The organism is Paenibacillus sp. FSL H8-0537 (genome assembly GCF_038051995.1).
GTDB lineage: Bacteria > Bacillota > Bacilli > Paenibacillales > Paenibacillaceae > Pristimantibacillus.
In genome coordinates this window covers 3,822,927-3,837,934 of the sequence record NZ_CP150290.1, presented here as the reverse complement: position 1 = coordinate 3,837,934, position 15,008 = coordinate 3,822,927, and the positions used below count along the sequence as shown (strand labels likewise).

At 48.8% G+C, this 15,008-nt stretch carries 13 protein-coding genes; 9 read left to right on the top strand and 4 right to left on the bottom strand.

Annotation, left to right across the window (positions count from 1 at the left end; genetic code table 11):
- The first annotated feature begins 95 nt into the window (after positions 1-95).
- Positions 96-1,097 (top strand): ABC transporter substrate-binding protein, encoded by a 1,002-nt coding sequence (locus MHB80_RS16090; RefSeq protein WP_341277946.1) that lies wholly within the window; start codon positions 96-98, stop codon positions 1,095-1,097.
- A gap of 106 nt (positions 1,098-1,203) precedes the next feature.
- Here MHB80_RS16090 and MHB80_RS16085 read toward each other — a convergent pair whose 3' ends face one another.
- On the bottom strand, positions 1,204-1,737 hold the full coding sequence (locus MHB80_RS16085; protein WP_341277945.1) for a hypothetical protein: 534 nt from the start codon (positions 1,735-1,737) through the stop codon (positions 1,204-1,206).
- 400 nt (positions 1,738-2,137) lie between these two features.
- Between MHB80_RS16085 and MHB80_RS16080 the strand changes: the two genes are divergently transcribed.
- Complete coding sequence (locus tag MHB80_RS16080) at positions 2,138-3,727, top strand: M4 family metallopeptidase (protein WP_341277944.1); 1,590 nt, start codon at positions 2,138-2,140, stop codon at positions 3,725-3,727.
- A gap of 191 nt (positions 3,728-3,918) precedes the next feature.
- Complete coding sequence (gene murI, locus MHB80_RS16075) at positions 3,919-4,716, top strand: glutamate racemase (RefSeq protein WP_341277943.1); 798 nt, start codon at positions 3,919-3,921, stop codon at positions 4,714-4,716.
- Positions 4,717-4,808: 92 nt separating this feature from the next.
- On the opposite strand, the gene MHB80_RS16070 is transcribed toward murI, so the two are convergent.
- Positions 4,809-5,156, bottom strand: a complete 348-nt coding sequence (locus MHB80_RS16070; RefSeq protein WP_341277942.1) for a hypothetical protein — start codon at positions 5,154-5,156, stop codon at positions 4,809-4,811.
- A 178-nt stretch (positions 5,157-5,334) separates the two neighbouring features.
- Here MHB80_RS16070 and MHB80_RS16065 point away from each other — a divergent pair, with 178 nt between their 5' ends.
- On the top strand, positions 5,335-5,616 hold the full coding sequence (locus MHB80_RS16065; RefSeq protein WP_341277941.1) for a metalloregulator ArsR/SmtB family transcription factor: 282 nt from the start codon (positions 5,335-5,337) through the stop codon (positions 5,614-5,616).
- 59 nt (positions 5,617-5,675) lie between these two features.
- Here the strand turns inward: MHB80_RS16065 and MHB80_RS16060 are convergent, their stop codons facing one another.
- Positions 5,676-6,464 (bottom strand): M15 family metallopeptidase, encoded by a 789-nt coding sequence (locus MHB80_RS16060; protein ID WP_341277940.1) that lies wholly within the window; start codon positions 6,462-6,464, stop codon positions 5,676-5,678.
- A 198-nt stretch (positions 6,465-6,662) separates the two neighbouring features.
- On the opposite strand from MHB80_RS16060, the gene MHB80_RS16055 reads away from it, so the two are divergent.
- The 3 genes from MHB80_RS16055 (at position 6,663) to MHB80_RS16045 (ending at position 10,636) form a co-directional block, all read left to right on the top strand.
- Positions 6,663-7,805, top strand: coding sequence for a winged helix DNA-binding domain-containing protein (locus MHB80_RS16055; RefSeq protein ID WP_341277939.1), 1,143 nt, complete (start codon positions 6,663-6,665; stop codon positions 7,803-7,805).
- A 262-nt stretch (positions 7,806-8,067) separates the two neighbouring features.
- Positions 8,068-8,991 carry a sulfate adenylyltransferase subunit CysD gene (cysD, locus tag MHB80_RS16050; RefSeq protein ID WP_341277938.1) on the top strand — a complete coding sequence of 308 codons (924 nt, stop codon included), beginning with the start codon at positions 8,068-8,070 and terminating at the stop codon, positions 8,989-8,991.
- 1 nt (position 8,992) lies between these two features.
- A complete protein-coding gene (locus MHB80_RS16045; protein ID WP_341277937.1) occupies positions 8,993-10,636 on the top strand; it encodes a GTP-binding protein in 1,644 nt (547 codons plus the stop codon).
- A 102-nt stretch (positions 10,637-10,738) separates the two neighbouring features.
- Here the strand turns inward: MHB80_RS16045 and MHB80_RS16040 are convergent, their stop codons facing one another.
- Complete coding sequence (locus tag MHB80_RS16040; protein ID WP_341277936.1) at positions 10,739-12,655, bottom strand: glycosyl hydrolase family 18 protein; 1,917 nt, start codon at positions 12,653-12,655, stop codon at positions 10,739-10,741.
- Between the two features lie 179 nt (positions 12,656-12,834).
- On the opposite strand from MHB80_RS16040, the gene MHB80_RS16035 reads away from it, so the two are divergent.
- Positions 12,835-13,659 carry a methyltransferase domain-containing protein gene (locus tag MHB80_RS16035; RefSeq protein ID WP_341277935.1) on the top strand — a complete coding sequence of 275 codons (825 nt, stop codon included), beginning with the start codon at positions 12,835-12,837 and terminating at the stop codon, positions 13,657-13,659.
- Positions 13,652-15,007: an NAD(P)/FAD-dependent oxidoreductase gene (locus MHB80_RS16030; protein WP_341277934.1), complete on the top strand. Its 1,356-nt coding sequence runs from the start codon at positions 13,652-13,654 to the stop codon at positions 15,005-15,007. Before MHB80_RS16035 ends, MHB80_RS16030 begins: the two co-directional genes overlap by 8 nt.
- The last annotated feature ends 1 nt before the right edge of the window (position 15,008 follow it).

The window sequence follows — 15,008 nt, the reverse complement described above, 5'->3', positions numbered from 1 at the left end:
AAACAGCCGTTCTATCCATTGTGGCACAATTAAGTGTAGCGATATAATAAATGATGTTGAGAATCATTATCGATATATAAAGGGGAATGTGCAAAATGAAAGCTTTATTGAACAAGACACCATGGTTATGGACGAGTCTTATGTTTATTTTAATGGCAACGATGATTAGCGCTTGTGGCAGCAGCAACGAGGCTAACTCGGTGCAGGGAGAAGCAGCGCCAGCCGCAACGGGAAATACGGAATCACAGGTAGCAGCAACGAAAACCGTGACGGATTCAACAGACAGAAAAGTAGAAATTCCTAGCTCGCCGCAGCGGGTCGTATATACAGACAATACGGTAGGCGATATTTTGTTATTTGGTATTCTGCCTGTGGGATTAGTGCAAGGCGGTTTGGAAAATGCCGTATATAAAGAGAAAATTAAAGATGTTGCAGATGTGGGCTGGCCCATTAGTGCAGAGAAGCTGATCGAGATTCAGCCGGATGTTATTATTACCTCGGTTACGGATGCCGCACAAATTGAAGCGATGTCCAAAATTGCTCCGGTTCTCGTAACGAACGAATGGGACCCGATGGCAGAGCGTATTAAACGAATTGGCGAATGGTTCGGTTATGAAAAGGAGGCAGATGCTTTTCTAAACGAGCATAATGGGAAAGTGGCTGACATGTGGAAGGCTTTGGTGACGGATGGAACGATCAAAGAGGGTGAAACAGCCTCTGTATTTCAGCATATGTTAACGGCGAACAGGCTGAGCGTATACACAACCAGCTATTTAGCAAGCTTTGTTTATGATAAGGACGGCTTTAAGCCGACTGAACCGATTCAAAAGCTGATTGAGGATCCAAAAGGCTATGGCTATGTCGATATATCTGCCGAAATGCTTCCGGAGTTGGCTGGCGACCGCATTTTCATCGTCTACATTGATGCAGAAGAAGGCGAAGCGGCGAAAAAAATGATCACTGAGCCGATCTGGAGAGATCTCCCGGCAGTTAAAGCAGGGAAAGTTTATTTTATTGATGGAAGCCTAGGCGTTTCAACTGATCCGCTTGCAAGAGAGAAGCTGATTGAAGTGCTGCCAGGGATTTTGAAGCAGTAGCAGCTCAATAGTTTTATATCAAGCTAGAAAAACAAAATAAGCCTTTGCATTCCATATGGAATGCGAAGGCTTATTTACTTCAAGAAAAGTGTTGCCAAGTGTTAACTTAATACATTGCGAATATCGCAGCAAACATAAAGCCGCCTACCCCAAGCACCGTCAGAAACAGTGGAGGCGCGGATAAAATAATGCCTGCAATTGCCATGCCTTTGCCGCTTGAGGAGCGCTTGGATGCTAAACCGAAAATAAAGCCGAGCAGGCTGAAGATGACAATAAGAATGCCAGAAATAATAAAGCTCGCCATTCCGACTGTGTCATCGGCATAAGGATTTAGCGCCGTTCCGATAAAGATGAGCAAGCCACCAATACACAGCAATACGCTAATAATGCCAAAAATAAGCGATATAATCGCTAAAGCCAGCCTATTTTTCGGTTGTTTGTTGTGCGCAACTGGTGCGGGTTGTGGTACAGGTCGAGCAGACGCAGGAGGAACGGCTTGGCGTGCTGCTGCAGTCGCTTGTCCGGAGGCCACTCGCGGATTGGCAACTGGCCGCTGAGTTTGGGCACGGGTAGGCCTCGCTGCTGAGGGCGGCCCGGGCCTATAGGGCGATGTTCCCGGTCTTCTAGGTGGTGTTTGCAAAGATATGACTCCCATCTATAGTTATATAGTCTCTCTATACCTGTCATCATTCGTCAAAGTTTTCCAAAATCCTTTTTTTAGAATAATTAATTATGGAAGACATAGGGCGAATAACTTAAAGTAATCTTACATAGAAGGTTAGAATAAATTTCCAAAATTATCAAAAAAAGCTTCACAAAGGAAAGACTCTCGTGTAATATGAAATCAGCTTCAAAAGTTTGAAAAAATTTCCTTATTAGGTAGGTGATAGGTTTAAGGCTGACTACTAGCAATGAAAGGTAAGTGGCCCGTCGCAACCGTCTCTCAACCCAGATAACAGCTTTGGCATTCGCCTGAATGAAAATCAACAGGTACTCGCTTGCATTTATACCATAGTATTCATATTGGAGGAGTGTGTTTTATGAAAAAGAGAGTAGCTTCCATTGTTGCAGGTATGCTGGTATTTGGTTCATTCGCCTCGATAGTCGCAGCAGAAGAAAATAGCGAGCCAAATTTCACTGATTCCTCGCAAATTTTCATTACGGCGCCGGATTGGGTAGCTCCTTTGGCTATATCTCCTGAGGAAAAGGTATGGGGCTATTTGGAAAGTGTAAGAGACAGATTGAATGTTGGCACAGAGGGTGACATTCGTGATCATTTCCGTATTGTAGAGCAGCAGATCAATGATTCAACCGGGACGATCCATTTTAGGCTGAGCCAATATGCGTCGGGCATTCCTGTATATGGTGCCGATCAGACGCTGCATGTTGATAGTGAAGGACAGGTGGCGTCCCTTCTCGGCAGCGTTGTTGAAAATGTGCAGGAAAAGCTGCCGCAAACGCTCGTTCCGGTCATTCCGATTAGCGAAGCAGACGCGATTGCCGCCGCCGAGGCTGACGTGGCACAGGAGTATGGCGCGCTTGGCGAGTCGCAAACGACTCCTAAAGCAGATTTGTATTATTTCGTACAGGATGGCCAGCCGGTATTATCTTATATTACAGAAGTGAATGTACTGGAGCCTGAGCCGCTGCGGGTTAGATATTTTATCGCGGCGGAGACAGGCAGCGTATTGTTTAAATATAATATTTTGCATCATATAACGGGTACGGGAACAGGTGTGAACGGAGACAGCAAAACATTTGAAACGAGGCAGGTTGGCTCCAATTATCAGCTGTATGATACAACGCGCGGGAACGGCATTGTAACTTATAATGCAAATAATGGACTGTCGCTTCCAGGAACGATTTTCTCCAGATCAACGAACATTTGGACGGATAGAGCAGCCGTTGACGCTCATGCTTATGCAGCTAAAACCTATGATTATTATTTCCAGAAATTCGGCCGCAACAGCTTGAACAACAATGGCTTGCAGCTCCGTTCTACGGTTCATTATTATACGAACTATAACAATGCGTTCTGGAATGGCGTGCAAATGGTATACGGCGATGGCGATGGTGTCACCTTTGTGCCGCTGTCTGGCGATTTGGATGTAGTCGGCCACGAGTTTACGCATGGCGTAACGGAATATACGGCTAATCTGGAGTATTACGGCGAATCGGGAGCTATTAATGAATCGATTTCCGATATTATCGGCAACTCCATTGAAGGGGACGGCTGGTTGATCGGGGATGATGTGTATACGCCAGGCATTCCGGGAGATGCGCTTCGCTCGCTAGCCAATCCAACTTTGTATAATCAGCCCGCCCACTACAGCAATCGCTATACGGGTTCCGCTGACAATGGCGGCGTGCATATAAATAGCGGCATTAACAACAAAGCGTTTTATTTGCTGGCGCAAGGCGGAACGTTTAGCGGGGTGAGCGTTACGGGCATTGGCAGGGAACAAGCGGTACAAATTTATTACAATGCGCTTGTATACTATTTGTCGACATTCTCTAATTTCTCCGCCACTCGTGCAGCAGTCATCCAATCGGCAACGGAGCTGTACGGCGCAACTTCGACGCAAGTAGCTTCAGTTAAGCAAGCTTATAATGCCGTAGGCGTCTTTTAAAAAATGTAAGTAAAATGATATATAATAGGGAAAAAGGCCAATCAGGAACGTCTGGTTGGTTCTTTTTTTGAAAAAATGTATTCGTTTATGAGCGTATGCTGCTGATAATCTTCTTTACGGATATTGCCTATAGCCTGCTATCGCGCTATGCTGGTATAAGCCTTTATTACAAAAGTTAGGGAACGATAAAAATGAAAATTGGTTTTTTGGATTCGGGTATTGGCGGGCTAACCGTAATGGCTGAGGCGCTTCGACGACTCCCTGCTCAGGATTATCTTTTTATGGCTGATAATTTGCATGTTCCTTATGGAACGAAGTCGAAGGAGGAAGTCAGAGCTTTTATTCTGGAGGCTGTGGAAACGATGGTAGGCGAAGGAATTGATGCCTTGGTTGTTGCTTGCAATACAGCGACCAGCATTGCTGTTGCCGAGCTGCGAACGATGTATTCTTTTCCCATTGTCGGCATGGAGCCGGCGGTTAAGCCAGCGGTTGAGATGAACCGCAGGACGGGGAAGCGGGTGCTGGTGTTCGCGACACCGCTAACGCTGCAGCAGCCTAAGTATTATGCTCTTGTGTCACGGGTAGACGATGAGGGGATTGTAGATTCCTTGCCGCTTCCTGAGCTTGTCCGCTATTGTGAGGACTTGCAGTTTGACAAGCGCATTATGGGCGACTATTTCCACTCCAAGCTGGCTGGGTATGATCTGGACCGTTATGGCATTGTCGTCCTGGGCTGTACCCATTACCCCTTCTATAAAGGGCTGCTCCGCGAAATATTGCCGCCACACATTCAGATTATAGATGGCAATGCGGGCACGATAAAACGCCTCACGGCGCTGCTAAGCCGAGTAGGCATGGTAGGCGGCGTAAGAAGCGGCAGCATTCGCTTTATGTGTACCGGCAATGATCCTGCTTACATTGAGAAAATACGAACAGCTTTTGAATTGATAAGCGAGAGCAATGTGCAGAACGAAGAAATTATGAACTAATGAAAATAAACAGTCTAAAGCGGACGCCTGTTATAACGGGGGCGGCTTTAGGCTGTTTGCTTTTTTCCAGTAATGCTTGGGATAGATAGCGCTCATTTGAGCTTCGTAATCCAGAAGCCAATCACGACGATGGCAAGCCCTGCAATTGTTTTCCAATTGGGCATTTCCCGCAAAAATATCATGCCAATGACTACACAGACCAAAATTTCAATGCCTTTTGACAAGGTGAGAGCAAAGGTCAAATTTCCAAATCCTTTATACAAAAATTTGACGCCAAATCCAATCATGACATTTGCAGCAAAAATGACTGGAAGCAGCTTGAACTGATACCATATCGTGGCCCAGAAAAGAGGATCAATATGCTTGCTCTGATAAGCGAATACGGCATTCACCGCGAATAATCCTCCAAGCAGGAGGGCGACAGCATAAACAAGCAGCATGGGTTTGCGGCTCCTTTCATTCAAATATTCCGTTGCGCTTATATGTTGCCCAAGGGAAAGATTTTTTAAAGGAGGCAATTGTGAAATATACAGTGGAAGGCCTCGAACATTGAAACATGCATCCAGATATGATACGTTGGGCAGTATGAGAACTGTAAAATTACCAGAAGCCAATGAAATGAAGCTCACAACGGTGCTGCATGCGCTGAGTGACCCTGTGCGGCTTAAAATTGTTTTATGCCTTGCCAAGGCAGGAGAGAAAAACTGCTCCTCCTTCGAGGTGGAGCATCTGTCCAAATCAACGCTATCGCATCATGTCAAAATATTGCGCGAAGCAGGAATCATTCAGCCGCGAATTGAAGGCAAGCAGCACTACTATTCCGTTCGCCGGGACAATCTCGACTTATGTTTTCCAGGGCTGCTGGATTCCATTCTGGGAACGGACGAGCGGTATATTTGAGAGAATTCAAGGGGGAAAAATAAAAAAAGCGGCTAAGCGGCCGCTTTTTTTAATGCGTATTAACGTTTCTCGGACACTGGAACCGCATTGTAATATTCATCAAGCGTAATGTCGCGCTCGTTAAGCTCTTTGGCCAGCTCCTTGCCGACATATCGAATGTGCCAAGGCTCATATTTATAGCCGGTAATGCTGTCTTTCCCTTCAGGATAACGAATAATGTAGCCATATTCCCATGCATGATCTGCGAGCCAAATTGCTTCAGGCGTGCCCGCAAAACAATCCTCTGCCGCACATTTGCCATCTGCACCCGTAACATCAATGGCTAGGCCGGTCTGATGCTCACTCGTACCCGGAACTGCGCTGTACATGCGAGCGGCTTCTTCGCCATCCTTTTTCACATAATTGTCGAACAGTGTTTTCTGGCGATCATAAGAACGATAGCCGGAAACGCCAGCTAGCTTAATGCCATCACCAGCTGCTCCGGCGAATAATTGCTCCAAAGCGTCAGCCGCTTCCTTGCGGAGCATGCGCTTGTCGATTTTCTCAGTGAAGGTGAATGCCACATCAGGATATACCAAATCCTGCGGCTCATAACCTTCTGGCAAGCTGTATTGCTTGTTTACGAGTACGACAGCTGCAGCAGGGTTCGCTACAACAAGCAAATCTTCAACGGTACCAGACGTTTCTTGCACAGCATTATCCACTGCTGGCCCAGCAGCTTCGGTATTCGTATTGCTCGCTGGCGATTGGCTAGCTATGGGCGATACGGTTTCTTGTGCGCCAGTACAGCCAAAGGCAAACAGCAGCAGCAGAACCGTCAGAGCCTGTCCTGTTCTTTTTATCTTCATGTTCAAAAATGCCTCCTTAAGTGATCCCTATGACGAATTATAACGGGCAATTGTTTCGAAATATGTAGAAAATGTATCGAAATTGTAACATTTTCAGTTTTGGAACTGTGGGCTTGTTTTGATGAAGATGAAACGGCATTTGTACCCTGTGGTAAAATGGAAGCAAAATGCATGGATATTGTGCAAGAGGGGTGCTGGATGAACATAAACAGGATAGCAGGACTTCGCCTGCAAAATCAAGGGATAGCATTAGTTGAAAGCAATTGGTCGCCTAAGCAGGTAGTCCAGCAGCTCGGCGCTGTGCAGGCTCAGGATTATATGCAGGCGATGTGGGCAATTGGCCTGCGTTCGCCTGGAGCAACGCTGTCCAAGGTTGAGCAGAGCATTGCAAGTCGCGAGATGGTACTGACCTGGACGCAGCGCGGAACGATTCATTTTGTGCCAACGGAGGATGTATTATGGCGGTTGTCACTCGCTGCCCCGCGCTTGCTTCAGCAGTCGAAACGGCGGAGGGAGCAGCTAGAGTTAGATGATGCAACGCTTACGCGCAGCGAAAGCTTGATTCACAATATGCTGCAAGGGGGAGCGCAGGTTTCGCGCGGAGCACTGCTAGAACAGCTGGAGCAGGCGGGCATACGCACGGACAGCCAGCGGGGTTATCATATTTTATGGCATAGCGCCTATAAAGGGCTGATTTGCTTTGGACCGATAAGCGGCAAGCAGCAAACGTTCGTGTTGCTAGATGAGTGGGCAACTGATGCGCAGAAAATGACGCGTGAAGCTGCGCTTGCGAAGCTTGCTTTGCGATATTTTACCGCCCATGGTCCTGCTACGGTTCATGATTTTGCCTGGTGGACAGGGATGACGCTTGCGGATGCAAGGGAAGGGCTCGAAGCAATAAAAGGCCAGCTGGATAGTGAGCGAATGGACGGGAATGACTATTGGATGCTAAAGCAGACAGCCGGTGCTTGGACAGAGCAGGGGGATAAGAGGCATTCGAAGGATGAGGAGCAACAGGGTAAAGCTTCCGGCGTTTATTTGCTGCCTGGCTTTGATGAATTTATTTTAGGCTACAAGGAACGCAGCGCCGTGTTGAAGCCTGAAATTGCTCCGCGAATTGTTCCTGGCAATAATGGCGTGTTTTTGCCGATGATTGTGGTTAATGGACAAGTCGTAGGCACATGGAAGCGAACGATTAAGAAGAAGGGAATCGATGTTGTCATTCATCCCTTCGAACCTCTCACTGGCTTCGAGGAGGGAGTTGAGCAGCAAGCAGAAGCTTATGCGAAATTTATGGAGCTGCCGCTTGGGAAGCTGGTGTTTGAGCAGGTGGTTAAGTAAGGCGCAAAAAAATGACGTCTTCAAAGCGATCATCCCGAATCAGGGGTTCATGCTAGCTTGATACACATCATCCCTACATTTTTTCTATAATGGAATTATCCAATCTAATTGCGCGTAGTTTCGTTGTCCTTTTTGATGAAAACGAATGGATTAAAAAAATAAAAGAATTCACTTTATTCCACTTTGCATAAAAGTGAAAATCTGATAGGATATATATTATAGTCTATAGATTTAGTAAGGATTAAAGGGAGGCATTTTTTTCATGGACAAAATGATGCTTGATTCCATAGATGCAACGACACATCTGGATCAACTCGAGGCTGAGGCGATTTATATTATTCGAGAAGTAGCGGCGGAATGTGAAAATCCCGTGATGCTGTACTCGATCGGTAAGGATAGCTCCGTGATGCTGCATTTGGCGTTGAAAGCCTTTTATCCGGAGAAGCCGCCGTTTCCTTTCATGCATATTGATACAACGTGGAAGTTCAAAGAGATGATTGAATTCCGTGACCGTAAGGCGAAAGAATTCGGAATCAACATGCTTGTTCACTCCAATCAAGAAGGGATTGAGCAAGGGATCAACCCATTTGATCATGGCTCCGCCTATACGGATATTATGAAAACCCAAGCCCTGAAGCAGGGCCTTGACAAATACGGATTCACAGCTGCTTTTGGCGGTGGAAGACGTGATGAGGAGAAGTCGCGTGCGAAGGAGCGGATTTTCTCATTCCGTAATAAAAATCATGCCTGGGATCCGAAAAACCAACGTCCGGAAATGTGGAAGCTTTTCAATACAAGAATTAATAAGGGTGAAAGCATCCGTGTATTCCCGATTTCCAATTGGACAGAAAAGGATATCTGGCAATACATTCACAGAGAGAACATTGATATTGTTCCTCTTTATTTAGCCAAAGAACGGCCTGTCGTTAATCGCGATGGACAGATCATCATGGCGGATGATGATCGGATGAGGCTCGAGCCGGGTGAGAAGATTGAAATGCTGAAGATGAGATTTCGCACATTAGGCTGTTATCCGCTGACTGGCGGCGCCCTGTCAGAGGCGGACACGCTGGATGCTATTATTGAAGAGACGCTTGGCGCGGTATCATCCGAACGGACAACAAGGGTTATTGATCAGGAAGAAGCGGGAAGCATGGAAAGACGTAAACGGGAGGGCTATTTCTAAGATGAAGAGTCTGCTTAAATTTATTACTTGCGGAAGTGTGGATGACGGCAAATCCACTTTAATTGGACATATGCTTTATGAGGCTAAGCTTTTGTTCGCTGACCAGGAGAGAGCCTTGGAGCTGGACAGCAGGCTGGGCAGCCGTGGCGGCAAAATTGACTACTCCTTGCTTCTAGATGGACTGCTTGCTGAACGTGAGCAGGGGATTACGATTGATGTGGCTTATCGGTATTTTACGACGGATCACCGTTCATTCATTGTAGCGGACACGCCGGGGCATGAAGAATATACACGCAACATGGCCGTAGGTGCATCTTTTGCGGATCTTGCCATTATTCTGGTGGACGCAAAAAAAGGAATTATTACGCAAACGAAGCGCCATACCCGGATTTGCGCTCTCATGGGAATCAAGCATCTGGTGTTAGCGGTAAATAAAATGGATTTGGTGGATTTTGATGCGAAAATATTTGATGAAATCAAAGAAGACTTTTCTCGCACCGCCAGTGAATTCCAGTTTGAAAGCATTCAGGTAATCCCTGTTTCTGCAACAGAAGGGGATAATATTACGAAAAAATCGCCTAATACGCCTTGGTACGAGGGTCTTCCTTTGCTGCCCTATCTGGAAGGTGTTGATGTCCATGCAAGCGACGATGAGTTGCCGTTTATGATGCCCGTTCAGCGGGTATGCAGGCCAGACCACACCTTCCGTGGATTTCAAGGACAGATCGAAGCGGGCAGCATTGCAGTTGGCGATGAGCTGACCACTCTGCCTAGCCGTGAGAAGGCGAAGGTCAAACGAATCTTTGTAACAGACCAAGACAGGGATTCGGCTCATGCCGGACAACCTGTAACGATTCAATTGGATCGGGAAGTTGACGTTTCACGCGGATGTGTATTTACGAAGGATGATCAGCTCCAAGAGGCCGACAGCTTTAGCGCCACGATTCTTTGGATGGATGATTCTGTCCTGACGCCGGGAAAAAATGTTCTGGTGAAGGTAGGTACAAAGGTTCTTCCTGGTACTGTGACGGCAATTAAACACAAAATCGATATTAATACAGGCAACACGGTTACAGCCGATCATGTGGTTAAGAATGAAGTGGCTAAATGTGAATTTTCATTATCGGATGGTATTATCTTTGATGCATTTGAAAAAAATAAAAGCATCGGTGGATTTATTCTCATCGATCGCGTAACGAATATGACATCCGCTTGCGGCGTCATTGACGAAGCTCTTCAAAGCTCTGATAGTGCGGGCCAGATCGATACGGAAATCACAAGAGATGTACGTGCCCAGCAAAAAGGGCAGCAGCCATTAACGCTTTGGCTTACGGGTTCAGCTTCGGACAACTTGGCTCTTGCGAAGGGAATCGAGAAACGGTTGGTAGCGAGAGGCTATCATACGATGCTAATCGATAACAGCTTAGGAGAATCTGTGCGGCAAATCGCTGGTTATGCCACATTGCTAAACGATGCGGGACTTATTGCCTTGGTACTGGTCGGTTCTGCAAGCGACAACGACCAAGCCATTGCGCAAGAAATAATCGGCCAAGCCTTTTTGCCAATCGATGCTGCTGTATACAGCTCTTCGATTGACGAAGCGGCTAACGATGCCGTGAAACGTGTTGTGAAGGCTCAAATATAAGTACAGCCAATCTAATAAAGTTTGCTTTATCAAAAAGGTCAAGCCAGAGGGTTAATAGCCCTCTGGCTTGACCTTTTTTCATCCATAAAATAAATATACAAATTATTTCAAACGGAGCATCATCGTCCATAGATCGGCGCTTTCGTAGCCAAGGCGCCACGCTGCAACACCTGCGAGATCATATTTTTTCGCCATATTGATGCGGGCTTGCACGGTTGAAGCGGTCTCTGCCCAAAATACATAGGTAAAACCATCTTTTACATAGGTGTATTTCGTTTGACCGGATGTTACATCCGGCGTGCCTATAGCGTTCGTATCTTTAATGAGCTGCGGCACTTCCTTCATATATATAGCGCGATTGCTAATAAGAGCACCTGCGCTATCCAGCTTCCACTCGCGGACGTAAAAAGGAATGCCGAGCATAAGCTTTTTGCGTGGAATGCCGTAATCGAGAAACTGTTTTACGCCCTCTTCAGCCCACGCCAAGCTGGAAACGGAGCCCGCTTCCGGGCCTGTGCTCCAGTGCTCGTCATAAGCCATAATAATAATCGTATCGACAATGCCTGCCAGTGCAGTGTGGTCATACGCCGTTGCCTGATTCCAGCTGGCGCTGCCGCGCGGCAGATCGATCGATACTTTCATGCCTTTGGCATGAACAGCTTTCGTGAGTGCTTTGACAAAAGCGGTATAGCTTGCCCGGTCCGACCCAGCTACCTCTTCAAAATCAATATTGAGGCCATAGACGTGAAGCGCCGCAAGCTTGGTGACGAGACTGCTAATGAAAGCTGCCTGCGCAGCTGGATTGGCGAGAAAGGCACTTGTCATCTTTTTGTCAAACTGGTTGTGCAGAAGCGGCATGACGAGAACGCCCTGAGCCTTCAAGGTGCTGGCGGTCGCAGCATCCGACATATCGTTCAGCTTGCCATTCGCGTCCCCTAGCTCGAACCAAGTCGGAGAATCAATATCAAGCCCTTGTGTCCCCGCAACATGCCCCATAATCGTCTGGCTGTTCGAAGATCCATTCCACCCCATATAAATCAGCTTTGTTGCATTGCTCCATAATACCCGTCCATCCGCATTTCGAACGGTGGCATTTGCGTAGCTTTTGGCTAGCGTCACTGCGGATTCTTTGGTGTGTACGCTTTTGATGATTTTATCGTTTTGATAAACGGATAAATAAGGCTTGTTGGTCCACCAGACTACGTTATTGTAAACGATATCTGCGCCAGCATATTTTTTGGCAAAGGGTATTGCGGCATCAACACTAATAAAAGCTTTGATGGTTTTGCCATTTTGCTGAACTTCGTAACTGCGAACATTGGAGAAAACGACCTTGCCTTTCGCAGTATTGGTTACTTCACTGCCTTCTTGCTTGGCTGCTGCTTGAACAGCGTCATAGAGGTAAGCGTATGTTTTGGTGCCGGAAATTTGCCCGCCATCCTTCGTTATCGTGTAAATCGCTTTGCCTGCACGCTGCCCTTTCTTTTGGGCAGCCGTCACATTGTCCCATACCCACTCATTCGTGGAGCGTTTAATTATATGGGAATTGCCCCAATTGGCAGCTTCCTTCTTAGCGGCTGCAAGGGTAGCAAAGCCCCAGCTGCTTTTCGTATTTTCGCCTTGATAGAGCTGGAACTTGGCATAAGATTCATAAACCCAGCCCGGCTGCTGTAAATCTCGAATATGTACTTGACCTAGCTGCTTCGCTGCGGCCTGTGCTTGTTCGTAGGTGCGATATTCCCACTTGGGATTGGAGGCGCCGCCTTGATATACCTTATACTTCGGAAAATTGTCCCATACCCACACTCGGCCCGAAATTTGCTCGACATGGCTGTAGGTAAAGCTTTGGGCATAGGCAATTGCCTGCTTCTCGGTTGCAAATTCCTTGAGCGCTGCATCGTTCTGATACACCCGGTACTTGGTTGCGGAGCTCGCAGCTATACTGCTGCCCGCGGCAAATGCCTGGCTCAGCATAAGCAGCACCAGCAAGGCGGTCAGCTTTCTCATTTTAAATTTCATAAGCGTTCTATCACTCTCCTCTAGTTTCTCTACTCTATTAGACGCAAGGGGAGGCTGGAGGTTGCGAACACAACTGCCTTATTCCATCAGGTAAAAAAATGAAATAAATATAAGCCTTATGCGGATAAAAAAGGTGGAAAACAATAACAATAAGGACAGCAAAGCAGGAGGTGGCAGCTATGAAGCGGCTGTATGCGAAGGAAAAGCTCGATGAGGAAGAGTTAGAACTGGAGGAGCTCGAGAGGAGCCTCGCTGAGGTGTGGCAGGTCAACCGCTATTTGGGCGGCAATCCGGTGCTGTTCAAGCATTTGGAGCGGCTGCTCAGACAGACGACTATCGCACGGCGAGCACAGGAGCTGGAGCTGCTATTTGGGCAGGGCGCCGGGCTGGAGCAAGGAGCGGCGAAGAATTCGCAAGGAAAACAGTGGGGATGGACCGGGTCAGGATCTAGGCCTGCGCAAGGCGATAGGGTGAAAATAAAGCTGCTCGATGTGGCGACAGGGCTGGCGGATATCCCGATCGCCTTGGAGAAATGGTGCAGCAGGCGCGGTATGGCGGTAGAAATTGTCGGCGTGGATATTCATCCTAAAATGGTGGAGCTTGCGGCAAAACGCACCGCTCATCAGACTGCCATACAGGTGCTGCAAGCAGATGGGACCGCTCTTCCATTCGAGGATAACAGCTTTGACATCGTCTTCAGCAATTTGGCGCTGCATCATTTGGATGACGGGGAGGCGAGCCGCATGCTGGGGGAAATCGACCGGGTTGCGAGGGTCGGCTGGGTCGTCACCGATTTGGAGCGGCACCGGCTGGCGCTGCTGTCCGCGCGAATGCTTGCGAAGTTCATCTGGCGCAGCCCGGTGACGAAGCATGATGGGCCAATGTCCGTCCAGCGCTCCTATACAGCGCGCGAAGCGAAGGAGCTGCTTGCACAGGCAGGTGTTCCCGCTGCTGTCGTGCATCGGCATTTTCCATTTCGCTTGGCGCTAGTGTGCCATGCATGATGTCATCATTGTCGGTGCAGGACCAGCTGGCAGCGTACTGGCAGCACTATTAGCTGCTCAAGGTGTAAAGGTGCTTGTGCTGGAGCGTGAATCGCTTCCGCGGCGCAAGCCGTGCGGCGAATCGCTGAATCCTGGCGCAGTCGCTGCGCTTGCGCGTGTACTGCCTGCTGGCAAATTCGCGGCGATCCTCAGCAGCATGGAGCATTCGCTCATCCATGGCTGGCGGCTGACAAGCGGAAAGGCGGAGCTGCTGGCGTCTTTCCCCGCAGGCCAATTCGGAATGGCCTGCGCCCGTGAAAAGCTGGATTATGCGCTTGCGCTGCATGCTGGGGAGGCTGGTGCGAAGGTCATAGAACAAATGCGGGTGCAGCGTCTCATTTGGGAGCAAGGGCGTGTGGCTGGTGTTGTCGCTTATTCCGCAGCGGGTCAGGCAGCGGAATTTCGGGCGCGCCTCGTTATTGGCGCCGATGGGATTCGCTCAGCAGTGGCCCGCTGCGCGGGGCTTAGCAGCTTCGGCCCGCTGCGCAAAACAGCGTTCACGGCACGGGTGAGCGGTGTGCGGGATTTGCAGCCACGTGTCGAGCTGTTCACTGGGCGCGGCCTCGTTGTTGGGCTTGCGCCGATTGGCGGAGGTGAGGCCAATATGACGCTTGCCCAGCTGTCGGGAGATGGGAGTGCGGCAGCAGTAGCCGCAGGCTTGAAAGAAAGCGGAGCTGTTAAGAATGAAGCTGGTCATGCGGATATGGATACATATACGGCTACGGATACGCAGATGGAGACGCTTGAAGCCGCATCGTTTTTTGTCAATGTAAGTGGAAAAGCTCCTGCCTCTTGCGATGGGACTGTCCGTGCTTCTGCTCCGGCTGAAGCGGATAACAGAGCTGCTTCTGCTAAAAGCAAGGAGGGGCGCGCTGCATGGCTGCTGGGAAAGGCGGGCGAGCTGCCAGAGCTGGCGGAGCGCTTGCAGGGTGTGGCTTGCACAGGCGAGGTGCTCGCCTGTGGGCCATTTGACCGCCGTGTGCGGGCAACGCAGCAAGCAGGGCTGCTGCTCATCGGCGATGCTGCCGGTTATTATGATCCGCTGACAGGCCAGGGCATTTACCGCGCGCTCAGCAGTGCGGAGCTTGCTGCGCCGCTGCTGCTTCAAGCGCTCGAGATCGACAGCGATGCGCCGCTTGCTCGCTATGCGGCACTTCAGCAAAGCCGCTTCGCACCAGCTATTCGGCTGCAAAAACTGATTGAATGGACGAGCAGGCATGAGCTGCTGTGGCAATCCGCTTTGCGTGGACTTGGCTCGCTGCCTGCCGCCCGCAGTCGCCTGGCGGCAGTAATTGGCGATTGCTTATGAA

Bases quoted from the DNA above. Each gene is read 5' to 3' on its own strand.
- MHB80_RS16035 (WP_341277935.1), top strand. From the start codon at position 12,835: ATGAAGCGGCTGTATGCGAAGGAAAAGCTCGATGAGGAAGAGTTAGAA.
- MHB80_RS16045 (WP_341277937.1), top strand. From the start codon at position 8,993: ATGAAGAGTCTGCTTAAATTTATTACTTGCGGAAGTGTGGATGACGGC.
- cysD (WP_341277938.1), top strand. From the start codon at position 8,068: ATGGACAAAATGATGCTTGATTCCATAGATGCAACGACACATCTGGAT.
- murI (WP_341277943.1), top strand. From the start codon at position 3,919: ATGAAAATTGGTTTTTTGGATTCGGGTATTGGCGGGCTAACCGTAATG.
- MHB80_RS16070 (WP_341277942.1), bottom strand. From the start codon at position 5,156: ATGCTGCTTGTTTATGCTGTCGCCCTCCTGCTTGGAGGATTATTCGCG.
- MHB80_RS16090 (WP_341277946.1), top strand. From the start codon at position 96: ATGAAAGCTTTATTGAACAAGACACCATGGTTATGGACGAGTCTTATG.
- MHB80_RS16060 (WP_341277940.1), bottom strand. From the start codon at position 6,464: ATGAAGATAAAAAGAACAGGACAGGCTCTGACGGTTCTGCTGCTGCTG.
- MHB80_RS16080 (WP_341277944.1), top strand. From the start codon at position 2,138: ATGAAAAAGAGAGTAGCTTCCATTGTTGCAGGTATGCTGGTATTTGGT.
- MHB80_RS16055 (WP_341277939.1), top strand. From the start codon at position 6,663: ATGAACATAAACAGGATAGCAGGACTTCGCCTGCAAAATCAAGGGATA.
- MHB80_RS16040 (WP_341277936.1), bottom strand. From the start codon at position 12,655: ATGAAATTTAAAATGAGAAAGCTGACCGCCTTGCTGGTGCTGCTTATG.
- MHB80_RS16030 (WP_341277934.1), top strand. From the start codon at position 13,652: ATGCATGATGTCATCATTGTCGGTGCAGGACCAGCTGGCAGCGTACTG.
- MHB80_RS16065 (WP_341277941.1), top strand. From the start codon at position 5,335: ATGAAGCTCACAACGGTGCTGCATGCGCTGAGTGACCCTGTGCGGCTT.